At 60.0% G+C, this 22,955-nt stretch carries 22 protein-coding genes; 6 read left to right on the top strand and 16 right to left on the bottom strand.

From position 1 onward, the window contains the following. Nucleotides 1-13: 13 nt before the first annotated feature. The 12 genes from flgK to AC1RS8_RS20820 all read right to left on the bottom strand — a co-directional run bounded on the left by flgK (nucleotide 14) and on the right by AC1RS8_RS20820 (nucleotide 12,812). Nucleotides 14-2,059 (bottom strand): flagellar hook-associated protein FlgK, encoded by a 2,046-nt coding sequence (gene flgK, locus AC1RS8_RS20875; RefSeq protein ID WP_218497039.1) that lies wholly within the window; start codon nucleotides 2,057-2,059, stop codon nucleotides 14-16. Nucleotides 2,060-2,082: 23 nt separating this feature from the next. Further along, entirely contained in the window at nucleotides 2,083-3,369 is a 1,287-nt protein-coding gene (gene flgJ / locus AC1RS8_RS20870; RefSeq protein ID WP_489339995.1) for a flagellar assembly peptidoglycan hydrolase FlgJ, read from the bottom strand. An 11-nt stretch (nucleotides 3,370-3,380) separates the two neighbouring features. Next, complete coding sequence (locus AC1RS8_RS20865) at nucleotides 3,381-4,469, bottom strand: flagellar basal body P-ring protein FlgI (protein ID WP_493163461.1); 1,089 nt, start codon at nucleotides 4,467-4,469, stop codon at nucleotides 3,381-3,383. 27 nt (nucleotides 4,470-4,496) lie between these two features. After that, nucleotides 4,497-5,192, bottom strand: coding sequence for a flagellar basal body L-ring protein FlgH (gene flgH, locus AC1RS8_RS20860; protein ID WP_057715915.1), 696 nt, complete (start codon nucleotides 5,190-5,192; stop codon nucleotides 4,497-4,499). A gap of 52 nt (nucleotides 5,193-5,244) precedes the next feature. After that, entirely contained in the window at nucleotides 5,245-6,030 is a 786-nt protein-coding gene (flgG, locus tag AC1RS8_RS20855; RefSeq protein WP_057715916.1) for a flagellar basal-body rod protein FlgG, read from the bottom strand. 45 nt (nucleotides 6,031-6,075) lie between these two features. Next, the gene (locus AC1RS8_RS20850; RefSeq protein ID WP_057715917.1) at nucleotides 6,076-6,816 is read right to left on the bottom strand and encodes a flagellar basal body rod protein FlgF; all 741 of its coding nucleotides are present in this window, start codon (nucleotides 6,814-6,816) and stop codon (nucleotides 6,076-6,078) included. A 203-nt stretch (nucleotides 6,817-7,019) separates the two neighbouring features. Further along, nucleotides 7,020-7,616, bottom strand: coding sequence for a cytochrome c3 family protein (locus AC1RS8_RS20845; RefSeq protein ID WP_057715918.1), 597 nt, complete (start codon nucleotides 7,614-7,616; stop codon nucleotides 7,020-7,022). Nucleotides 7,617-7,625: 9 nt separating this feature from the next. Further along, nucleotides 7,626-8,087, bottom strand: coding sequence for a nitrate reductase cytochrome c-type subunit (locus AC1RS8_RS20840; RefSeq protein ID WP_489340609.1), 462 nt, complete (start codon nucleotides 8,085-8,087; stop codon nucleotides 7,626-7,628). Nucleotides 8,088-8,128: 41 nt separating this feature from the next. Continuing rightward, entirely contained in the window at nucleotides 8,129-10,633 is a 2,505-nt protein-coding gene (gene napA / locus AC1RS8_RS20835) for a nitrate reductase catalytic subunit NapA (RefSeq protein WP_090453787.1), read from the bottom strand. Beyond that, on the bottom strand, nucleotides 10,624-10,890 hold the full coding sequence (locus tag AC1RS8_RS20830; protein WP_489339994.1) for a chaperone NapD: 267 nt from the start codon (nucleotides 10,888-10,890) through the stop codon (nucleotides 10,624-10,626). The genes napA and AC1RS8_RS20830 overlap by 10 nt, the downstream gene beginning before the upstream one ends. Before the next feature lie 37 nt (nucleotides 10,891-10,927). Beyond that, complete coding sequence (locus AC1RS8_RS20825) at nucleotides 10,928-11,095, bottom strand: periplasmic nitrate reductase, NapE protein (RefSeq protein ID WP_173677902.1); 168 nt, start codon at nucleotides 11,093-11,095, stop codon at nucleotides 10,928-10,930. Nucleotides 11,096-11,252: 157 nt separating this feature from the next. After that, complete coding sequence (locus AC1RS8_RS20820) at nucleotides 11,253-12,812, bottom strand: sigma-54-dependent transcriptional regulator (RefSeq protein ID WP_095945466.1); 1,560 nt, start codon at nucleotides 12,810-12,812, stop codon at nucleotides 11,253-11,255. A 384-nt stretch (nucleotides 12,813-13,196) separates the two neighbouring features. Here AC1RS8_RS20820 and phhA point away from each other — a divergent pair, with 384 nt between their 5' ends. The 6 genes from phhA to AC1RS8_RS20790 all read left to right on the top strand — a co-directional run bounded on the left by phhA (nucleotide 13,197) and on the right by AC1RS8_RS20790 (nucleotide 17,606). Further along, nucleotides 13,197-13,988, top strand: coding sequence for a phenylalanine 4-monooxygenase (gene phhA / locus AC1RS8_RS20815; RefSeq protein ID WP_489339993.1), 792 nt, complete (start codon nucleotides 13,197-13,199; stop codon nucleotides 13,986-13,988). A 105-nt stretch (nucleotides 13,989-14,093) separates the two neighbouring features. After that, nucleotides 14,094-14,450: a 4a-hydroxytetrahydrobiopterin dehydratase gene (locus tag AC1RS8_RS20810; RefSeq protein ID WP_007938547.1), complete on the top strand. Its 357-nt coding sequence runs from the start codon at nucleotides 14,094-14,096 to the stop codon at nucleotides 14,448-14,450. After that, entirely contained in the window at nucleotides 14,450-15,643 is a 1,194-nt protein-coding gene (locus AC1RS8_RS20805; RefSeq protein WP_340314979.1) for an amino acid aminotransferase, read from the top strand. Before AC1RS8_RS20810 ends, AC1RS8_RS20805 begins: the two co-directional genes overlap by 1 nt. Before the next feature lie 274 nt (nucleotides 15,644-15,917). Beyond that, nucleotides 15,918-16,049 carry a hypothetical protein gene (locus tag AC1RS8_RS20800; protein ID WP_263597030.1) on the top strand — a complete coding sequence of 44 codons (132 nt, stop codon included), beginning with the start codon at nucleotides 15,918-15,920 and terminating at the stop codon, nucleotides 16,047-16,049. Nucleotides 16,050-16,121: 72 nt separating this feature from the next. Further along, nucleotides 16,122-16,307, top strand: coding sequence for a hypothetical protein (locus AC1RS8_RS20795; protein WP_057715925.1), 186 nt, complete (start codon nucleotides 16,122-16,124; stop codon nucleotides 16,305-16,307). Between the two features lie 99 nt (nucleotides 16,308-16,406). Continuing rightward, nucleotides 16,407-17,606, top strand: coding sequence for an MFS transporter (locus AC1RS8_RS20790; RefSeq protein WP_102669766.1), 1,200 nt, complete (start codon nucleotides 16,407-16,409; stop codon nucleotides 17,604-17,606). On the opposite strand, the gene arfB is transcribed toward AC1RS8_RS20790, so the two are convergent. The 4 genes from arfB to scpB all read right to left on the bottom strand — a co-directional run bounded on the left by arfB (nucleotide 17,603) and on the right by scpB (nucleotide 22,946). Further along, a complete protein-coding gene (gene arfB / locus AC1RS8_RS20785) occupies nucleotides 17,603-18,016 on the bottom strand; it encodes an alternative ribosome rescue aminoacyl-tRNA hydrolase ArfB (RefSeq protein ID WP_489339992.1) in 414 nt (137 codons plus the stop codon). The genes AC1RS8_RS20790 and arfB overlap by 4 nt on opposite strands. A 164-nt stretch (nucleotides 18,017-18,180) precedes the next feature. Continuing rightward, nucleotides 18,181-19,602: an amino acid permease gene (locus AC1RS8_RS20780; protein ID WP_057715928.1), complete on the bottom strand. Its 1,422-nt coding sequence runs from the start codon at nucleotides 19,600-19,602 to the stop codon at nucleotides 18,181-18,183. 863 nt (nucleotides 19,603-20,465) lie between these two features. Beyond that, nucleotides 20,466-21,686 carry a 23S rRNA pseudouridine(2605) synthase RluB gene (rluB, locus tag AC1RS8_RS20775; RefSeq protein WP_057715929.1) on the bottom strand — a complete coding sequence of 407 codons (1,221 nt, stop codon included), beginning with the start codon at nucleotides 21,684-21,686 and terminating at the stop codon, nucleotides 20,466-20,468. A gap of 288 nt (nucleotides 21,687-21,974) precedes the next feature. Then, the gene (scpB, locus tag AC1RS8_RS20770; RefSeq protein ID WP_090453783.1) at nucleotides 21,975-22,946 is read right to left on the bottom strand and encodes an SMC-Scp complex subunit ScpB; all 972 of its coding nucleotides are present in this window, start codon (nucleotides 22,944-22,946) and stop codon (nucleotides 21,975-21,977) included. Nucleotides 22,947-22,955: the final 9 nt, after the last annotated feature.

The following is a 22,955-nucleotide window of genomic DNA, read 5'->3' as shown; positions in this document are numbered from 1 at the left end:
GAATTACGACTCCTTAAAGGCTATTGATCAGCGTGGTGAAAATTTCCTGCGCAGCCTTGATGATCTGCGAAGACGCGGTGTAGTACTGCTGGTACTTGACCAGGTTGCCGGTTTCCTCATCCAGGTCGACCCCGGAGTTCGAATCCCGCGCCCCCTTGGCATTGGCCAGGATTGCCGTGGTGGCGTCGCTGTCGGACTTGCCCTGGGCAGCCTTGGCGCCGACGTTGGTCACCAGCTTGTTGTAGGCATCGGTCAGGCTGATGCCCTTGCTCGCGGTGCCGGTGTCTACGGTCTGCTTGGTTTGCAAACCCACCAGCGCTTGAGCATTGCGGTTGTCCGAAGACGCCGCGCCGGTCAGGTTGATGGTGAAGCTTTCGCCGCTCGCTGGCGTGGCGCCGACCGTGGTCTGCACAGTGAAGGTCTTCTGCACGGCTGGCGTGACGCTGTTGTCCATCACCGGCGCACCGCTGGCATCGACCATGCCCACTTTCAGGTTCAGGGTGTTGCTCTGGCCGGGAACGATGGTGCCGGTGCCGATCGAGTTGCCCTTGGCATCGACCATGTTGTAGGTCTGGCTACCGCCGCTGGCCGCCCCGAACACCAGTTTGACCGGCGTCGAGTTCTTGAGCGCGGTCTGCATTTCTGCCTGGGCCGCCGGGTTGTAGATATCGATGGTGCTGGTCAGCGTCGGCTGGGTGTAGGTGCCGGTGTTGTTGGCGCTGGTCACACCGGTCAAGGGTGCGGCCGCGGCGATTTTTTTCGGGTCGGTGAGCACGGTCTGGATACCGGCCGCCGCGCCACGGGTCGGTGTCACCTTGAACGAGTCGCCGGCGCTCAACGCACCGCCGTTCAGGTTCAGGCTGAAGCCATCGATCACCGGAGCCGGCGTCGTCGTGGTGCTGAACGAGCCCATGTCGGTGCCGTCCGAGCGCTTGACGGTGTAGTTGGTTGCGCTGGTGAACGTCACCTGATAGTCGCTGGCGGTCAGCTTGCCGGTGTCCTTGATGGTGACATCCAGGTTGCCGGAGCCGGCACTGTTGCCCGCTGCCGCAATGCTGCGCTGACTGATCAGGGCGGCACTGTTGATGTTGTTGAAGATCGCCGCGCCGAAGTCACCGTTCTTGTCGATGCCTTGCGCCTGCTGGCTGTTGATCTGGTCGGCCACCACCAGCGCCACGCGCCCCAACTCATTGAGCGAAGGGTCGAGCACTTCCTTGCGGTAAGTCAGCAGACCACCGATTTCACCACCGCTGATCACCGAGGTCACGTCGATGGTGCTGGAGCCACGGTTCAGCTGCAGCGCCATGCGCGATGGATCGTTCTGGCTCGGCACGGTTTGCAGTGAATTGGTGGTGTTGCCGACCACCAGGGGCTGGCCGCTGCCGATGTAGATGTCGTAGCTGCTGCCACGCTCGACCACTTGGGTACCGACCAGCTCGGACAGTTGCCGCACGGCTTCGTTGCGTGAGTCCAGCAGGTCGTTTGGCTGATTGGTGCCGGTGGAGAGCTCGGAAATCTTCTGGTTGAGCGTGGCAATAGTGGTAGACAGCTTGTTCACCTGATCCGCCATGTCGCCCAGGCTGCCGTTCAGGTTGGTGTTCTGGTCGTTCAACTGCTTGGCAATCGAATTGAAGCGGGCGGACAGGGCCTGGGCACCGGTCAGCACCGACTGGCGGGACGTGTCGTCGGTGGCCGAGGTCGAAACGCCCTGCATCGAGGTGAAGAACTTTTGCAGCACGCCGGTCAGCCCGGTGTTGGTATCGGAAAGCGTGGCGTCCAGCGGAGTGGCCTGAGCGTTGTACGACGCCGCTTCGCTGTTGAGCGAGGTGGCGGTACGCAGCTGCGAATCGAGGTAGGCGTTGTACACGCGACGCACATCGGCCAGCGTTGTGCCGGTGCCGATGAACACATTGCCGTACTGAATCGAGCCTTTGGTGCTCTGCACAGATTGCTGGCGCGAGTACCCGGCGGTGTCGACGTTGGCAATGTTGTTGCCGGTCGTCACCAACGAGTTATGGCCAGCACTCAGCCCCGACATCCCGATATTGAGCAAACTCATGGTTCAGACCTTATACCTTGTGCCTATAAAGGCGTAGTTGAAACGCCCGCCGCAGCGTAGTTCTGGTAACTCGTCATCTGCTTGGCTATCTGCGAAATCTTGCTCGCGTAGTTCGGATCGGTTGCGTAACCGGCCTTCTGCAACTCGCGTACAAACTGTTCTGGGTTATCGGCCGACTTCACGACATCTTGATAGCGATTGTTGGTCTGCAGCAAAGTTACAAGGTCGTGGAAACTGTCCTCGTAGGAGTCGTAGGAGCGGAACTGCGCCGTCTCCTTGACCATCTGCCCGTTCCTGAATTCGCTGGTGATCGCCCGCGCCGAATTGCCCTGCCAACTATTGCCGGCCTTGATGCCGAACAGGTTGTGGCTGCTGCTGCCGTCCTGAGCACGCATGACCGACTTGCCCCAGCCGGTTTCCAGGGCCGCCTGCGCCACCAGGTAACGCGGATCGACACCAATGCGGGCCGCCGCTTCCTTGGCCATCGGCAACATGGTGTTGACGAACTGGTCGGCGGAACCGAAGGCTTTCTTCGCCAGCGCCAGCGGAATCTGCGCCATGGCGCGACCGTAGATCTGCATGCCGCCACTGGAAGTTTGCTGCGCGCTGGCCAGCCAGTCGCCGTTATACAAAGGACCGGTGCCAGTGCTTGTCGCGCGCTCAGGCAACGGTGTCTTGTTGATCGTCGTGGCTGCGGCCGTCGCCGAAGGCACCAGCCCGGCCAACAGACGATCAGCCAGCTTCGGCGGCAACGCCAGGCGTCGCTGATTGATCAGAGCCATGTCATTGCGATGACCACCCTCGCCCGCCTCTTGCGGCGCATGGACCGATCGCGAAGCCCACAATGGATGCTGGCCATTGACCCGCGACAGCGGCCCATTGACCGCAACCGTGCCCGCCGCCACCGGCGTTTGCACGGCGGCCTTGGCAGCCTCTTGCCTGGCCAGCGATGCAGCAGCGGCCTCGCCCGGCGCCAATGGCTTGTTCTTCGACATCTGGCGCATCAGCACGTCCGCCAGGCCGATACCACCGCCCTCGCGGGACATGGAAACGGCCAGTTGCTGGTCGTACATTTCCTGGTACTGCTTGGCCGCCGGCGTGTTCATCGGATTGTCCTGCCCCAGCGCTTCGGTTGCCGAGCGCATGGACTTGAGCATCTCACCGAGGAACAGCGATTCGAACTCCTGCGCCACCTTGCGCATGTTGCCGTCGCTGTTCTTGTCGCCGACCTTGAGCTGATTCAGACGATTGAGGTCCGAATAGGAGCCCGAATCGCTGCTGCTGACCAGACCGCTCTTGCGCATATCCACGATGGCCGTCCTCAGATCACGATCAGATCGGCTTGCAGGGCGCCGGCCTGCTTCAGCGCTTCGAGGATGGCCATCAAGTCACCCGGTGCCGCGCCGACCTGGTTCACCGCCCGCACGATCTCGTCGAGGGTGGTACCAGGGCCGAACTTGAACATCGGCTTGGCTTCCTGCTGAGCGTTGACCTTCGAACGCGGCACCACCGCCGTCGTGCCATTGGACAGAGGGCCGGGCTGGCTGACGATCGAGTCTTCGGTAATGGTCACGGTCAGGCTGCCGTGGGTCACGGCGGCCGGGGAAACCTTGACATTCTGGCCGATCACGATGGTGCCGGTACGGGAGTTGATGATGACTTTCGCGACTGCCTGGCCCGGATCGACTTCGAGGTTTTCCAGGATCGACAGGTAGTCGACGCGCTGGCTCGGATCGAGCGGCGCGGTGACGCGAATCGACCCGCCGTCGATGGCCTGGGCTACGCCAGGGCCGAGCATGTTGTTGATCTTGTCGACGATGCGCTTGGCGGTGGTGAAGTCGGAACGGTTGAGGTTCAGCGTCAGGCTGTTGCCCTGGTTGAAACCGCTCGGCACCGCACGTTCCACCGATGCACCACCGGGGATGCGACCGGCCGACGGAACGTTGACGGTGATCTTCGAGCCGTCTCGCCCTTCCGCGTCGAAACCGCCGACCACCAGGTTGCCTTGGGCCACCGCATAGACGTTGCCATCGATACCCTTGAGTGGCGTCAGCAGCAAGGTGCCGCCACGCAGGCTCTTGGAGTTACCGATGGACGAAACGGTGATATCGACCTGCTGACCCGGCTTGGCGAACGCCGGCAAATCGGCACTGATCGACACCGCCGCGACGTTCTTCAACTGCACGTTGCCCGAACCCGGCGGCACCTTGATGCCGAACTGCGAGAGCATGTTGTTGAAGGTCTGCAGGGTGAACGGGGTCTGCGTCGTCTGGTCGCCGGTGCCGTTTAGCCCGACCACCAGGCCGTAGCCGATCAATTGGTTGGAACGCACGCCGGAAATGCTGGCGATGTCCTTCAGGCGCTCGGCTTGAACGTTGAACGCTGCGGACATCAGGAACGCAGCCATCATGAGACTTCTGAAATTCAACGTAGCCACCTAGAAAGGGAACAGCGGGCTGAGGAAGAAACGGTCGAACCAGCCTGGCTGACTCGCATCGGCAAACGAACCGGTGCCCGAGTAGGTAATGCGCGCATCGGCGACACGGGTCGACGGCACGGTGTTGTCGGTGGCGATGTCATCGGCGCGAACCAGGCCGGCAATCCGCACCAGCTCGTCGCCGGTGTTGAGGGTCATCCACTTCTCGCCGCGTACCGCGATAATGCCGTTGGGCAACACATCGGCGACGGTGACAGTGATCGAACCGGTCAGGGTATTGCCCTGAGCGGCCTTGCTGTCCCCCTTGGTCGCGCGGTCACCTTCGTAGCTGGCACTCAGGCTCAGGTCGCCATCGCTGAACGGGTTGTTGGTGGTGGCGCTGCTGCCGAACAGCGAACTCAGGCCGATGTTGGCCTTGCTGTTCTTGCCAATTTGCGAGTTGGCGTTTTTGCTGGCCTGGGTCCTTTCGTTCAGGGTGATGGTGATGATGTCACCGACCCGGAACGCCTTGCGGTCGCTGTAGAGGTTCTGTTCGAAACCGGCCTGATAGATCGAGCCATTGTTCGCGGCCGCCGGCAACGGCGTACGCGGCAACACCGGAGCGTAGTAAGGGTCATTGGGCTTGGGCGTCGCAGGCACGCAACCTGCGAGCGCGGTGATCCCACTCAGTGCCAGAACAGATACATAGCGATTCATGACCCTACCTCACGGTGTTGCAGGCGGCCCAATGGCCGCCACATAGACTTGATTACAGATTCTGCGTTACGAACGAGAGCATCTGGTCGGCGGTAGAGATCACCTTGGAGTTCATCTCGTAGGCGCGCTGGGTGGTGATCATGTTGACCATCTCCTCAACGGTGCTGACGTTGGACGTTTCCAGGGTGTTCTGCAGCGTGGAGCCGAAACCGTTCAGGCCCGGAGTGCCGACTTGCGGCGCACCACTGGCGGCGGTTTCCAGGAACAGGTTGTTGCCCACCGCCTGCAGGCCGGCCGGGTTGATGAAGTCAGCGGTTTGCAGGTTGCCGATCACCTGGGCTGCCGGGTTGCCGGCAACGGTGATGGACACGGTGCCGTCGCGGCCGACCGTGAAGGTCTGCGCGTCGTTCGGAATGACAATGGCCGGCTCTAGGGCAAAGCCGCTGGCGTTGACGATCTGGCCGTTGGAGTCCAGGTGGAACGTACCGTCACGGGTGTAGGACGTGGTGCCGTCCGGTTGCAGGATCTGGAAGAAACCACGGCCGTCGATGGCCATGTCCAGCGGCTGCTCGGTAGTTTGCAGGCTGCCGGCGGTGAAGTTTTTCTGGGTGCCAACGATGCGCACACCGGTACCCAGTTGCAGACCCGACGGCAGTTCGCTGTCCTGGGTCGACTGGGCGCCTGGCTGGCGCTTGATCTGGTAGAGCAGGTCCTGGAACTCGGCACGGTCACGTTTGAAACCCGTGGTCGACACGTTGGCCAGGTTGTTGGAAATGGTGGTCAGGTTGGTGTCCTGGGCGGACAGACCTGTTTTGGCAACCCATAGAGCCGGAAGCATTCGATTCTCCTCGTGCGCCTGTTTTACGGCGCGACGTTCTGGTAATTAGCTGATCTGCAAGACCCGAGCCATGGCCTGGTCATCGTCTTTGGCGGTGTTCATCATCTTGATGTGCAGCTCGAACTGCTTGGCCAGGGCCAGAACGGAGGTCATCTCCTCCACGGCATTGACGTTGCTCGATTCGAGGAACCCGGACACCAGCTTGACGTCGGCATCGGCCTGCGCAGGCGCGCCGTCCTTGGTGTGGATCGAACCATCCAGGCCCTTGGTCATGTTCTTGAAGTCCGGGTTGACCAGCTTGATGCGGTCGACTTCCGCCATCACCCGGGGACCTTCGCCCATCGCGCGGATGCTGATGGTGCCGTCCTCGCCGACTTCGATCTGCTGCTCCGGCGGCACGGAAATCGGCCCGCCATTGCCCATGACCGGCATGCCGTTGCCGGCGCGCAGCACACCCAGGGCGTCAACGTTCAGGCTGCCGGTGCGCACGTAGCTTTCACCGCCATCGGGATTCTGTACGGCAATCCAGCCGTTGCCTTGCACGGCAACGTCGAGGTCGCGGCCGGTTTCCACCAGTGAGCCGGGGGAGAAATCCGTGGCCGGGCGTTCGGACATGGCAAACGCACGCGCCGGAAAGCTGTCACCGAACACCGGCATCGAACGGGCCTGCTCCAGGTCTTTCTGGAAGCCGTTGGTGGAGATGTTCGCGAGGTTGTTGGCATGAGCCTTTTGCGCCAGTGCATTCTGGCTGGCGCCGGTCATTGCCACATAAAGGTACTTGTCCACACTCTTTCCTCTGCCTGCCGGACGTTTGCCGCCCACTGCTGTGTTGCGCAGGCTGTAGCAATTTGCAGACCAACTTGCGCGCAGCGGCTCCAACCCCCTTTAAACAGAGGGCTGGAGGCTAATCAGAAGGGAATCGAACGATGTATCGAAGACGAAAAACCGGCGCGGTTATGCCGCTTGGCGGCAACGCCTTGAAAAGCCGGCTACCAACCTTTCACGCCGCTCATGTCGGGCAATTTGTGGGCAATGCCTTTATGGCAATCGATACAGGTCGCCTGGCCGCTGGCCAATGAGGTGGAGTGCATGTTGGCGGCGCGTTTACCCTGGCGTGTGAAGTCCATGAACTCGAAGTTATGGCAGTTGCGACACTCCCGGGAATCGTTGGCCTTGAGCCGTGCCCACTCGTGTTCGGCCAGCTCCCGGCGCATGCCCAGAAACTTGTCCCGGGTACTGATAGTGCCGAACAGCTTGCCCCAGACCTCCTTGGAAGCCTGCATCTTGCGGGCGATCTTGTGCGTCCACTCGTGGGGGACGTGACAGTCCGGGCACGTGGCGCGCACACCCGAGCGGTTGGTGTAGTGAATGGTTTCCTGCAACTCGACAAAAACGTTGTCACGCATTTCATGGCAGGACGTGCAGAACTTCTCGGTGTTGGTCGCTTCCAGCGCGGTGTTGAACCCACCCCAGAAAATCACCCCGGCGATAAACCCGCCGAGGGTCAGGAAACCCAGGCTGTAATGCACGCTGGGCCGACGCAGCACAGCCCAATAATCCTTGAGCAAGGCAAGCAAAGATTTCATGGCCTTTCCTCAAGGTTTCGGCTGGTGGTTGATTTCGTCTTGCAAGACCTGGTCGATGTTCTTGAAGCTGTTGTTCACCAGTGGCTTCACATCCTTTTGCGGCACGTGACACTGGTTGCAGAAATATCGGCGCGGCGACACCGCCGCCAATGCCTGGCCGTCACGGTCCATGTAGTGAGTGATGCTGATCATCGGCGCCTGGGTACGCGCACTGTTGGCGCGACTGTGGCAGGTCAGGCACTTGTTGCTGTTCATGTCGATGGCATACCCGCGAATGCTGTGGGGTATGGTGGGTGGTTGATCGGGGTAATTGCGCTCACGCTTGAGGTCCTTGTTCTCGTCTTCCGCGATGGGCGGTGCCGGCAGCTCCTGGGTCAGGGTCCCGCCGACTCGCCGCCCATCCGGTGCCGGCGCATCCAGTGGGTAACCAGGTTCTGCCGCAAATGCCGCGGGCAGCCACATCAGCAGCATGACAAGCAAGGACAGCGAACGAAAATTCATGAAAGCTCTCCTTATGCCGTCTTGATCAACTCAATCCTGATCGCGCACTTCTTGTAATCGGTCTGTTTGGAGATCGGATCCGTCGCATCAAGCGTGACTTTGTTGATCAGCTTGTTGGCATCGAAAAACGGCACGAACACCAGGCCTTGGGGCGGCTTGTTGCGCCCCCGGGTTTCAATCCGTGCACGCATCTCGCCGCGCCGACTGATCAGTTTTACTTCGCTGCCACGCCGGGCATTCAAGGCCTTGGCATCGGCCGGGTGCATGTAGACCAGCGCATCGGGGACCGCTTTATAAAGTTCTTCGACACGCTGGGTCATAGTCCCGGTGTGCCAATGCTCAAGCACCCGACCGGTGCTCAACCAGAACGGGAAGTCCGCGTCCGGGGCTTCCGCAGGAGGCTCGTAAGGCAGCGCGAAGATGATTGCCTTCTTATCGGGGTAGCCGTAGAACTGCACGCCACTGCCCTTCTCGACATACGGGTCGTAACCTTCGCGGAAGCGCCAAAGCGTTTCCTTGCCTTCGACGACAGGCCAGCGCAACCCGCGCTCGGAGTGATAACGATCAAAGGGCGCCAAGTCATGACCATGTCCACGGCCGAACTGGGCATATTCTTCGAACAGGCCTTTTTGCAGGTAGAAACCGAAATCCCGGGCTTCGTCGTTCTGATAGCCCGCCGCCATTTGTTCAACAGGGAACTGATCGACCTGGCCATTCTTGAACAGCACCTCATACAGGGTCTTGCCCTTGTATTGCGGTGAGCCGTCCAACAGTTCCTGCGGCCAGACCTCGTCGGTTTTAAAGCGCTTGGAAAACTCGACCAATTGCCAAAGGTCCGACTTGGCGTCACCCGGCGCCGAGACCAGTTGATGCCAGAACTGCGTACGCCGCTCCGCGTTGCCGTAAGCGCCCTCTTTCTCGACCCACATCGCCGTCGGCAAAATCAGATCGGCCGCCTGTGCCGAGACGGTGGGATACACATCCGACACCACCACGAAGTTCTCGGGGTTGCGCCACCCCGGCAGCACTTCCTGCATGATGTTGGGCCCGGCCTGCATGTTGTTGCTGGCCATCGTCCAATACACATTGAGCACGCCGTCCTTGAGCATGCGACTCTGCTGCACGGCATGGAACCCGACCTTTTCCTTGATGGTGCCCGCCGGGAGCTTCCAGATTTTTTCCGCGGTGGCGCGGTGCGCCGGATTGGTGACCACCAGGTCGGCCGGCAAACGATGGGAGAACGTGCCCACTTCACGTGCCGTCCCGCAGGCCGAAGGCTGGCCCGTCAGGGAGAAAGGACTGTTGCCCGGCTCGCTGATTTTCCCGGTCAGCAGGTGAATGTTGTAGATCAGGTTGTTGGCCCACACCCCCCGGGTGTGCTGGTTGAAGCCCATGGTCCAGAACGAAACCACCTTACGCTTGGGGTCGGCGTACAGTTCGGCCAATGCCTTGAGGCGCTCGGCCGGCACACCGGTTTCTTTCGCGGTGCGCTCAAGGGTGTAGGGTTTTACAAAAGCGGCGAATTGCTCGAAGTCGATGTCGGTCCAGGTGTTCGCCTTGTCGGCATTTTTGGCTTTCATCTCCAGCGGATTATCGGCACGCAAACCGTAGCCGATGTCATCCGTGCCTTTGGCGAACTTGGTGTGTTTGCTGACGAAGTCTTTGTTGACCGAGCCGCTTTCAATGATGTGATTGGCGATGTAGTTGAGAATGAGCAGGTCAGTCTGCGGCTTGAACACCATCGGAATATCGGCCAGTTCAAAACTGCGATGTTCGAAAGTAGAGAGCACGGCCACTTTCACATTCGGCTGGCTTAGACGGCGATCGGTGACCCGACTCCACAGAATCGGATGCATTTCCGCCATGTTCGAACCCCACAAGACGAATGCGTCGGTGACTTCGATATCGTCATAACAGCCCATTGGCTCATCGATACCGAACGTGCGCATAAAGCCCATGACCGCCGAGGCCATGCAATGGCGAGCATTGGGATCGATGTTGTTCGAGCGAAACCCCGCCTTCATCAATTTGTTGGCCGCGTACCCTTCCCAGATCGTCCACTGTCCGGAACCGAACATGGCGATAGACTCCCCGCCCTTGTTCTTCAGCGCCTCCTTGTACTTCAACTCCATCACATCGAACGCCTGTTTCCAGGACACCGGGTGAAACTCGCCTTGTTTGTCATATTGCCCATTGGTCATGCGCAACAGCGGCTGAGTCAGCCGATCAACGCCGTACATGATCTTGGATAAAAAGTAGCCTTTGACGCAGTTCAACCCGCGATTGACCTCGGCTTTTACGTCGCCGTGGGTTGCAACAACCCTGTTGTCCTTGGTCGCCACCATGACGCTGCAACCGGTGCCGCAAAAACGACAGGGCGCCTTGTTCCAGTCCAGGGCGACCATGTCTTGTTCGGTAATCAGGTTGCTGGCAGAGGTAAAGACCGGGAGGCCCGCAGCCGCTGCTGCGATCCCGGCAGCCTGGGCTTTGACAAACTCTCGCCGCGTCATAGGCATGTGCTTTCTCCCGTTACATCGAGAATCTCGTGATAAACCAGGGCGGCATTGAGCACGCCTGGCAAGCGATTGATCTGATCGATTCGCTGAAGAATCTGGCTTTCGTGATCGGTTTCCAGCACAACCACCAGTTTGCCGGCAGGACTTTCCTGATGAAGTTCAACGCCCGTGAGCAAACGCAAGTTGGCTTTCACCGCCTCGAACAGGGCCGGACGGGCATGTACTACCAGACTGGCAATGTGCAGCGTCCTTCCCATGTCCCGTACTCCCTGCTGAATTAGAGATAGATGGCGATCAGTTGGGGGGGCCTGGCGGACCGAGGAGCATTTGCAGGAACCAGACAAAAAAACCGTAACCACCGACTATCGCCACCGATAACAGTGGAAACAGAACAATGATCAGGAAATAGAAGAGGCGAGTTTCTTTGCGAACTCGCTGGGTAGAGTCATCCATTGATGGCATGGTCAGCACTCCTGCCAAACTTTGAGAGGAGCCTAGATGGCTTCCTCTATAAGTTCCATGATTCAGATCAATAGCAGAAGCTTTAGCGCCTTAAATGCGAACTGACAGCACTGGATAAATATTGACACTCGAGAAGAGTTTTTATTTGAGTGAGTTTTTAACGCTCCAGTTTGCCTATTTCATATTCACGCAACTTGTTGGCAATCGTTGTGTGGGAAACACCCAGTCGCTTGCCGAGCAATCGGCTGCTGGCATGTTCCGAATAAAGCCGTTCCAGTACCGCCTTCTCGAAACGCCCGACGATCTCGTCCAACCCACCCTCCAGCGAAAAATCGCCAAGGGGCTGACGCACGCCATAATCCGGCAGACGAATATGCTCGGCCTTGACCGTGCCGCCGTCGCATAGGGAAACCGCCTGGAATAGCACATTCTCCAGTTGCCGCACGTTACCCGGCCAATGGTAATGGCTGAGCCGCTCCATGGCCGCCGGGGCGAGTTTGGGCAGCGGACAGCCAATCTGCCGGCTGGCCTGATCGAGGAAGTGCTCCACCAGCGGCGTCAAACCGTCGAGGCATTCGCGCAACGGCGGGATGTGCAGCGACAACACATTCAAGCGGTGGTAGAGGTCCTGGCGGAACTCACCGCGAGCGCACAATTCGGACAGGTCGACCTGAGTCGCGCAGATCACTCGCACGTCGAGGTAGACCTCTTCATCACTGCCCACACGACGGAAGCAACCGTCCTGCAAAAAACGCAGCAATTTCACCTGCAAGCGCGGGCTCATTTCCCCGACGCCATCGAGAAACAGCGTGCCGCCCGCCGTCAGCTCCAGCAGCCCGAGCTTGCCTTCGGCCCGCGCCCCTTCAAAGGCACCCGGGCCGTAACCGAACAGTTCCGTCTCGGCCATGGACTCCGGCAGACCGGCGCAATTGAGCGCCATCAACGGCGACTGCCCTCGAGGGCTGGCCAAGTGGCAAGCCCGCGCCAGCAACTCTTTGCCGGTGCCGGTTTCCCCTTCGATCAACAGCGGTGCATCCAATGGCGCCATGCGCCGCGCTTCGCGCACCACGGCGGCCATGACTTTCGAGCTTTGGAAGATGCTGTCGAAGCCGCGCAACTCCTGCTTGCGCACGTTGTAGATGCGCTCGCCCACCCGATCGGCGCGGTGCAATGTCAGCACCGCACCGGCCATAGCCTCGCTGTCGTCATGCTCCGATTGCAGCGGCGCGATGTCGGCCAGGAACACATCCCCCTTGACTTTGACCCGCAGCCCGTTGATCCGCGACTTGTTGGCGCGCACCAGTTCCGGCAAATCGAAATCCTCGGCGTACCGCGACAGGGGAATCCCCGGCACCTCGTCGACGCGCACCCCGAGCAACTGCGCCGCCGCACGGTTGGCCGCGACAATGGAACCGCCCATGTCGATCGACAGCACCGGAAACTCCAGCGCACCGAGCAGTGCATTGAGTTCCATGTGTCGACGCTCGCTGGGCATCAGCCCTACACGCTTGACGCCAAAGACCCCGGCAATCGCTTCGAATTTCGGACGCAAGGCCTGGAACTGAATGTTGATCAGGTTTGGGCAATGCAGGTAGATGGCGTTGCCATGCTCCCCCCCCACCTCACCGCGGGCCACGTTGATCCCGTACTCCACCAACAGGTTGAGAATGTCGCGCAGGATGCCGATGCGGTTCTGGCAGTGGACTTTGATACGCATATTAAAGGCCCGAAAAAACGATGAATGGGGTGCGTAACCTGTAGGAGCGAGCCTGCTCGCGATGGAGTCGAGCGCAACGCGTTTATTCAGGATGAACGCGTTTTCGTTAACGTCCATCGCGAGCAGGCTCGCTCCTACGGGGATTATTTTTCTGCTGAGGTGCTCAGATAGTCGTCAAGATTATGTGACAGGTACGATGCTTTTCAAACCCGAAAAACTCAACATCTGCGCCACAGCAGTTAATCCGTAACGAAAAATTTACGAAAAACGGTAAATCTTCCTGCGAATTACCAGAGTCACCTGCTGCAACAGCGCAATTCTTGAGGTATTTCTACGTCCATAGCAGTACATAACAAGAACGAAATCCCCTAGCAGGAGAGCAGCATGAAGCAGACGCAATACGTGGCTCGCGAGCCCGATGCGCAAGGTTTTATCGACTACCCCGCCGAAGAACACGCGGTGTGGAACACGCTGATCACTCGTCAACTGAAAGTGATTGAAGGGCGTGCGTGCCAGGAGTACCTGGACGGTATCGAAAAACTCGGTCTGCCCCACGACCGCATTCCTCAACTCGGCGAAATCAACAAGGTCCTCGCTGAAACTACCGGCTGGCAGGTTGCCCGGGTTCCCGCACTGATTCCCTTCCAGACCTTTTTCGAATTGCTGGCCAGCAAGCAGTTTCCGGTGGCGACCTTTATTCGTACCCGCGAAGAACTGGACTACCTGCAAGAGCCGGACATTTTCCACGAGATCTTCGGTCACTGCCCGCTGCTGACCAACCCGTGGTTCGCCGAATTCACCCACACCTACGGCAAGCTCGGCCTCAAGGCGTCCAAGGAAGAACGCGTGTACCTGGCGCGCCTGTACTGGATGACCATCGAGTTCGGCCTGCTCGACACCCCGCAAGGCCAGCGCATCTACGGCGGCGGCATCCTGTCCTCACCGAAAGAGACTGTCTACAGCCTGTCGAACGAGCCTGAACACCAAGCCTTCGACCCGCTGGAATGCATGCGCACGCCTTACCGCATCGACATCCTGCAACCCCTGTATTTCGTTCTGCCGAACCTCAAGCGCCTGTTCGACCTGGCCCACGAAGACATCATGGGCATGGTCAAGCAAGCGATGCAGATGGGTCTGCACACGCCGAAATTTCCGCCAAAACCAAAAGCTGCGTGAACCGCGACTTTTGCTGACAAGTGAGTCTGTCAGTCACCGTCGCTTTGGTTTAGCGTGACGGCACTGTCGACCGATATAAAAACACTCGATTACAGGAAACACACCATGTCCACTTTGAACCAAGCCCATTGCGAAGCCTGCCGCGCCGACGCCCCACAAGTCAGCGACGAAGAACTGCCGATCCTGATCAAGCAGATCCCGGACTGGAACATCGAAGTACGTGACAGCGTCATGCAGCTGGAAAAGGTCTTCCTGTTCAAGAACTTCAAGCACGCCCTGGCGTTCACCAACGCCGTCGGCGAAATCTCCGAAGCCGAGGGCCATCACCCAGGCCTGCTGACCGAGTGGGGCAAAGTGACCGTGACCTGGTGGAGCCACTCGATCAAGGGCCTGCACCGCAACGATTTCATCATGGCCGCGCGCACTGACGAAGTGGCGAAGGACGCTGAGGGGCGCAAGTAATGCATTTCGACGCCATCGGTCGAGTGCCTGGCGACCCGATTCTGGGCCTGATGGAGGCCTACGCGCAGGACCCGAACCCGCGCAAATTCGATTTGGGCGTGGGTGTCTACAAGGACGCCCAGGGCCTGACGCCGATTCTCGAGTCGGTGAAACTTGCCGAGCAGCGCCTGGTGGATCACCAGTCCACCAAGACCTACATCGGTGGTCACGGCGAACCGGCGTTCGGCAAAGCGATCAATGAACTGGTGCTCGGTGCCGACTCGAAGCTGATCAGCGCACAACGCGCCGGCGCCACCCAGACTCCGGGCGGCACCGGGGCTTTGCGCCTGAGCGCGGACTTCATCGCCCAGTGCTTGCCAGGTCGCGGCGTGTGGTTGAGCAACCCGACCTGGCCGATCCACGAAACGATTTTTGCGGCAGCCAAGGTCAAGGTCAGCCACTACCCGTACGTGGGTAGTGACAACCGTCTCGACGTCGACGGCATGCTGGCGGCGCTCAACGAAGCGCCCAAGGGTGACGTGGTCTTGCTGCACGCCTGCTGCCACAACCCGACGGGTTTCGACCTGTCCCAGGATGACTGGCAACGGGTGCTGGAGGTAGTACGCAAGCGTGAATTGCTGCCGCTGATCGACTTCGCGTATCAAGGATTCGGCGATGGGCTGGAACAGGATGCCTGGTCGACCCGGCTGTTCGCCGCCGAGTTGCCGGAACTGCTGATCACCAGTTCCTGCTCAAAGAATTTCGGCCTGTACCGCGACCGCACCGGCGCGCTGATTGTCTGCGCGAAAACCGCCGACAAGCTGGTGGATATCCGCAGCCAACTGGCCAACATCGCCCGCAACCTTTGGTCGACGCCGCCGGATCATGGCGCTGCCGTTGTAGCGACCATCCTCGGTGATCCAGAGCTGAAACGCCTGTGGGCCGACGAAGTTGAAGCGATGCGCCTGCGTATCGCCCAACTGCGCAGCGGTCTGGTGGAAGCGCTGGAGCCTCACGGTTTGCGCGAGCGCTTTGCGCACATTGGCGTGCAACGCGGGATGTTCTCCTACACCGGCCTGTCGCCTGAGCAAGTGAAGAACCTGCGCGATCATCACAGCGTGTACATGGTCAGCTCGGGCCGGGCCAACGTGGCCGGCATTGATGCCACGCGCCTGGATTTGCTGGCCGAGGCGATTGCCAACGTCTGCAAATAACCCTCGGGCACTGCAATCCCCCTGTGGGAGCGAGCTTGCTCGCGATAGCGGTCTATCAGTCAACATCATCGTTGAATGACACTCCGCAATCGCGAGCAAGCTCGCTCCCACATTTGCTTCTGCGTAATTGTTACTTATCTGTCTATACAACCCCATCCGTCGAAACAAATGGATATAAAAGTCCGTTTGTCATTTTCAGTGCTGTATCCTGCCCAGGCTTTTTTAAAGCGCGGATCTACCAGATCTATCAACAGACTTAGCGAGGAGCGCAACCATGCACGAGATTCCTAATCTCCCCTTCCCAAGCCTGCACGTACCTGAGCAGACGCCCACGCAGCAAGCCGGAGCCCAACAGCCCGAGCCGAAAGAAGCCACTGACAGCCGCCAGGCTGACAGAGAAGACTGAAACACCCGCCGTACAGACCGTGTGGAAAGCGCTACCATGCGCTTTCCACACTGCCTGAAACGAGAACTTTCCATGACCGATGAATTCAGCGAAGCGCAGGCCAGCGTCCTGATCGGCACCGCCGAGAAAATGATCGAGATCTGGAATCGCCTCTCTCCCGAGAAACAAGCCGCTTTGCTCGCCCGCTTCGGCACCCAGGAAAATGCGCTGGCCGCCCTGGTCACCACGCAACTGGTCGCTCCCGTCAAAGCTGAATGACACCGCCCGGTAAATAGTTTTACTTTTTCACAACCGCCGACCGTCCACACCGCTATCATAAGCAGCCTATCTATCCTGCTTTACCGTGGACCTTTACCCATGCCTGAAAACCAGCGCCCCCTGGCGGTCACGCTGCAAGTCGTTTCCATCGTCCTTTTCACCTTCATTGGCTACCTGAACATCGGCATCCCCCTGGCCGTATTGCCCGGTTACGTCCACAGCGACCTGGGCTTCGGCGCGGTGATCGCGGGTCTGGTGATCAGCGTGCAATACCTGGCCACCCTGCTCAGCCGCCCCTATGCCGGGAAGATCATCGACAACAAGGGCAGCAAACTGGCTGTGATGTATGGCCTGGCCGGTTGCGGCTTGAGCGGTGTGTTCATGCTGGTCTCGGCCTGGACCCAGAGCCTGCCGACCTTGAGCCTGATCAGCCTGTTGATCGGCCGCCTAGTGCTCGGCAGCGCGGAAAGCCTGGTGGGCTCGGGCTCGATTGGCTGGGGCATCGGCCGGGTCGGCGCGGCGAACACGGCCAAGGTCATCTCCTGGAACGGTATCGCCAGCTATGGCGCACTGGCTGTCGGCGCGCCCCTGGGCGTGCTGCTCGTCCATCAACTGGGCTTGTGGAGCATGGGAGTGAGCATTGTGCTGCTGGCGATCCTCGGCCTGCTGCTGGCCTGGCCGAAAACCGCCGCGCCGATCGTTGCCGGTGAGCGCCTGCCGTTCATGCATGTGCTGGGGCGAGTCTTCCCCCACGGTTGCGGCCTGGCCCTGGGCTCCATCGGCTTCGGCACCATCGCCACCTTCATCACCTTGTATTACGCCACGCAACACTGGGACAACGCGGTGCTGTGCCTAAGCCTGTTCGGCGCCAGCTTCATCGGCGCGCGCTTACTGTTCGGCAACCTGATCAACCGCCTCGGCGGCTTTCGCGTGGCCATTGCCTGCCTGTCAGTGGAAACCCTGGGATTGCTCCTGCTGTGGCTGGCACCGGATGCCCATTGGGCACTGGCGGGTGCGGCGCTGAGCGGCTTCGGCTTTTCGCTGGTGTTTCCGGCACTGGGCGTGGAGGCGGTCAACCTGGTCCCGGCCTCCAGCCGTGGTGCAGCGGTCGGCGCCTATTCGCTGTTCATCGACTTGTCGCTGGGGATCACCGGGCCGCTGGCCGGGGCGATTGCCGCCGGGTTCGGGTTCGCTTCGATCTTCCTGTTCGCCGCCCTCGCCGCGCTCAGCGGTTTGATGCTGAGCCTATACCTGTACCGGCAGGCGCCGAAGCAACGCGAAGCGCGGGACGCCCGCTAGAAGTCGACCTTGCCGCGCCCGGCCTTGATATTGCCGCGCTTGCTCTTGGATTCGAGGCGACGGGTCTTCGAGCCGAGGGTCGGTTTGGTCGGACGGCGCTTTTTCTCGACCTTGGTGGCACTGAGGATCAACTCGGTCAGCCGCAACAGCGCATCGGCGCGGTTCTGCTCCTGCGTCCGGTACTGCTGGGCCTTGATGATCAACACACCGTCGCTGGTGATGCGACTGTCGCGCAGCGCCAGCAGCCGCTCCTTGTAGAACTCGGGCAAGGACGACGTCGGAATGTCGAAGCGCAGGTGCACGGCGCTGGAAACCTTGTTGACGTTCTGCCCACCCGCGCCCTGGGCGCGAATGGCCGTCAACTCGATCTCGGCATCCGGCAGTTGCACGTTGTTGGAAATCACCAGCATGGAAAAGCGTCCGTATTCAGAGTGTGCAGGATACCGCGAATGAGTGTCAGGAACGCAGCAGAACCAATGTGGGAGCGGGCTTGCTCCCACAAAGGGATTTATGTGAACCCCGAAAAAAAACAAACCCGGCACATGGCCGGGTTCGTTGTTTCTGCGTTCTGCGTTTACTTCGCCGCAGAGCCGGCAACCTGCAGTGCATGTTGCGCGCTGCGCTTGTTCTTGATGCCGTAGCAGACCCACATGAACACGAGCCACACTGGAATCGCGTACACCGATGTCTGGATCCCCGGAATCAACAACATCACACCAAGGATGAACAACACGAACGCCAGGCAGATGTAGTTGCCGTACGGATACCACAAGGCCTTGAACAGTGGCGTTTGTTTTGTCTTGTTCATGTGTTGGCGGAACTTGAAGTGCGAGTAGCTGATCATCGCCCAGTTGATCACCAGGGTGGCCACCACCAGCGACATCAGCAGTTCCAGCGCGCTGTGCGGAATCAGGTAGTTCAGCAGTACCGCGATCAGAGTCACGGCGGCCGAGGCCAGGATCGAGCGCACCGGCACACCGCGCTTGTCGATCTTCGCCAATGCCTTTGGCGCATCGCCTTGCTCGGCCATCCCCAGCAGCATGCGGCTGTTGCAGTAGGTGCCGCTGTTGTACACCGACAGCGCAGCGGTCAGGACCACGAAGTTGAGGATGTGCGCGGCGGTATTGCTGCCCAGCATCGAGAACACTTGCACGAACGGGCTGCCGCTATAGGAATCACCGGAAGCGTTCAGGGTGGTCAGCAGGCTGTCCCACGGCGTCAACGACAGCAGGATCACCAATGCACCGATGTAGAAAATCAGGATCCGGTAGATCACCTGGTTGATCGCTTTCGGAATCACGGTTTTCGGTTTGTCGGCTTCGGCAGCGGTGAAACCGAGCATTTCCAGGCCACCGAAGGAAAACATGATGAAAGCCATGGCCATCACCAGACCCGTGACACCGTTCGGGAAGAAGCCACCGTGGGACCACAGGTTGCTGACCGCAGCTTGCGGGCCGCCATTGCCACTGACCAGCAGGTAGCTGCCCAGAGCAATCATGCCGACGATCGCCACGACCTTGATGATCGCAAACCAGAACTCGGCCTCGCCAAAGACTTTGACGTTGGCCAGGTTGATGGCGTTGATCAGCACGAAGAAGGCAGCTGCGGAGGCCCAGGTCGGGATGTCCGGCGCCCAGTAGTGGATGTATTTGCCGACCGCGGTCAGCTCGGACATACCCACCAGAATGTACAGGATCCAGCAGTTCCAGCCCGACAGGAAGCCGGCAAAGCCGCCCCAGTACTTGTGCGCGAAGTGGCTGAAGGAGCCGGCCACCGGATCTTCGACGATCATTTCACCCAGTTGGCGCATGATCATGAAGGCGATGAAGCCGCAGATGGCGTAGCCGAGGATCATCGACGGGCCGGCGGATTTCAGCACCCCGGCCGAGCCGAGGAACAAGCCGGTACCGATCGCGCCACCGAGGGCGATCAATTGAATGTGGCGATTTTTCAGGCCGCGCTTCAGCTCGCCTGATTGCGGGTTTTGTCCACTCATGAAAAGGGTCTCACGCAAGGTTTGATGATGTTCAGTAGACGTTGCTGCTCAAGAAAGGCGTTAAGCGGCACCGATCAAACCCCAGCGCAGGCACCAGGAGTTCAGCGTAATTACAACGGTCATGCGTCACCTGTTTGTTTTTATCTGTGACGAAATCGAACCCGACGCGCTCGTGACGCGACGGAGTGAACAAGGCGGATAGCCTTGAGGTTTGCGCAGATGCGCAGGAGGTCACAGGTAAAACGCGGCGCATTGTACACCTGTAACCCCCTGCTGCCAGACCCGCTGGACAAGCGTGTCTATGGCCGGGATTGCCTGTGTCCGCCCCGAGAGGCTCGGGCGGCTGCAAAAAATGGGTCAGATCCTTGCGGATCATCGACGCAGACGGCGCCAAACACGCCACTCGCGGAGAGATGAAAACGGATTGCGGCGTTCATTGCGCCTCCTTTTTGTTATGCACCTGCACGACAGGCATGGCGCGCATAACACCCTGCATGGAGCGGTGAAACAAGCGGGCCAGAGGGTCGGAAGGAGGAAGGAAGACGCTGAAGCGTAAGCGTTTTCTTACGGTATCCAGGGAGTGGCGAATCCACGGGGTTAATCCGTGGTTTTTGTCAGGATTTCTTTACATCGCGTAAACCATGATTTCCATATTGGAGGTCTCAGCGCGACGACTGACGCCATCGCGAGCAAGCTCGCTCCCACATTTTAATCGCGATTCTCCGAGCAAACTCATTACCCTGTGGGAGCGAGCTTGCTCGCGATGGCGCCCTCAAAAACAATACGGACATAAAGCCAGACGAAAAAAAACGCCAACCCGAAGGTTGGCGTTTTTCACTTGCCGCTAACAGCTTACCGCTGCCTCACTCCGGCTTGCGACGACCGAAGCCTGGACGCTGGCCGGAACCGGCCGGTGCGCCACGGCGCTTGCCCGATGGCGTGTCACCGTCGACCAGTTTGATCCCCGGACGCTTCGGCGCAGGCTTGGCCGGGCGCTTGGTGTCGGCCGGGCGATCGGCTACCGGCGTACCACGACCTTCGCCACGCTCGGTACGACCGTTGGCCGGACGTGGCGTACGTGGACCGCGTTCGCCGTCCTGACGGGCAGCAGGCTTGCGCCCTGGACGCTCGCCTTCGATCTGCGGCTCGCGGCTGGCACGAGGCGCGGCAGGTGCGGCGGCTGCACCAGTGGCTGGACGCAGGGTACGAACGCGTTCGGTCTTGGCCATCGGACGCGACGACTTGCGCTGCATCCGGTCAAGCTTGTCCTTGCTCTTGGCGTTCATCTGCGGCATCGCGACCGGCGTCAGGCCGACCTCGGCACTCAGGATGTCGACTTCGTACTGGCTCATTTCGCGCCAGCGGCCCATCGGCAGGTCGGAGTTGAGGAACACCGGGCCGAAACGCACGCGCTTCAGACGGCTGACCACCAGGCCCTGGGATTCCCACAGGCGACGAACTTCGCGGTTACGACCTTCCATCACCACGCAGTGATACCAGTGGTTGAAACCTTCACCGCCTGGCGCCTGCTTGATGTCGGTGAACTTGGCCGGGCCGTCTTCAAGGACAACACCAGCCTTCAGACGCTCGATCATCTCGTCATCGACTTCACCACGCACACGTACCGCGTATTCACGGTCCATTTCGTAGGAAGGGTGCATCAGGCGGTTGGCCAGTTCACCGTCGGTGGTGAACATCAGCAGACCGGTGGTGTTGATGTCCAGGCGACCGATGTTGATCCAGCGGCCTTCTTTCGGGCGCGGCATCTTGTCGAACACGGTCGGACGGCCTTCAGGGTCAACGCGGGTGCAGATCTCGCCGTCGGGCTTGTTGTACATGATCACGCGGCGGACCGACTCGGCAGCCTCTTCGCGCTTGATCACCTTGCCATCGATGGTGATGGCGTCGTGCATGTCGACACGCTGGCCAAGGGTGGCGTCTTTGCCGTTGACCTTGATGCGGCCGTGGCTGATCCAGGCTTCCACGTCACGGCGCGAGCCGACGCCGATACGGGCGAGGACTTTCTGCAGTTTTTCGCCTGCTGGGCCGATTGGCTGATCGTCTTGCTGGTCTTTGATACTCATCTGGGCACCTCCCGGTGTGGTCTGAAAACTGGGTACTTGGGCGAAGGGATCGCCGAAGGGTCGCGAATCATACGCGCATGAGGGCGTTTGCGCATCAGAGACTAGCTGATCAAGGCAAGGTTATTTGCTTTTCCGCCGACCGGTGACACGCAACTTGATCATTCGGCGATCACAACCCCCTGTAGGAGCGAGCTTGCTCGCGAAAAACCCAATGGCGCCACGGGCATCCGGATGTGCGCGTCATCGTTCACGACCATCGCGAGCAAGCTCGCTCCTACAGGATCGGTGTCAATCTTCGAACTGGCGCCGTTCGGCCTCGATGGCTTCGGCCAGGGCCTGGGCTTCGGCTTCTTCGTCCGACAGTTCGGGCTCGGGTTTCGGCTGTTCGAGGGCAGCCACGGCGGCCAGGAGCTTTTCCCGGGCTTCGGCAACACCGAGGATGTCGTCTTCTTGCTCCGGTTCAATTTCCGGTTCAGGCTCGGGCTGTGCCGCTTCGACTTCTGGCTCGATGACCGACTGTTCCGGATCGAATTCAGGCGACGCCCCATCACGCAGCAAATCGTCGAAATCGGTCTTGATCCCCTCCTCCATGCTGTCCAGTTCCAGCAGCAGCGTGTGGAAACTGGTTTCTTCCTTGGGCTCTTCCGGTTCGGCACTGGCGTCGGCCAGTTCCTGCAGGGCTGCCGGTACCGGGGCATCATCGAAGTCGAGCACCGGATCCGGTTCCAGCTCGCGCAGTTCCGCCAGCGGTGGCAGGTCGTCGAGGTTCTTCAGGTTGAAGTGATCGAGGAACGCCTTGGTGGTGGCGAACATCGCCGGCTTACCGGGCACATCGCGGTAGCCGACGATGCGGATCCACTCGCGCTCCATCAAGGTCTTGACGATATTGCTGTTGACCGCCACGCCCCGCACGTCTTCGATTTCACCGCGGGTGATCGGCTGGCGATAGGCAATCAGTGCCATGGTTTCCAGCATGGCCCGGGAGTAACGCTGCGGGCGCTCTTCCCACAGACGCCCGACCCAAGGCGCAAATTTCTCGCGAATTTGCAGGCGATACCCCGAGGCCACTTCCTTGAGTTCAAACGCGCGGCCATCGCAGGACTTGGCGAGAATCGTCAGGGCCTTCTTGAAGACCGGTGGCTCCGGGCGTTCGCCTTCTTCAAAGAGTTCGAACAGGCTTTCCAAAGATTGCGGCTTTCCCGAGGCCAACAGAAAGGCTTCAAGCAAGGGTGCCAGATCACGGGGTTCAGTCAGGTTCATGTTTCGACT

The sequence above is a fragment of the Pseudomonas sp. GW821-FHT12A04 genome (assembly GCF_058807755.1).
The sequence above is the reverse complement of the archived record's forward strand: the minus strand, read 5'-3'. Positions and strand labels throughout refer to the sequence as shown.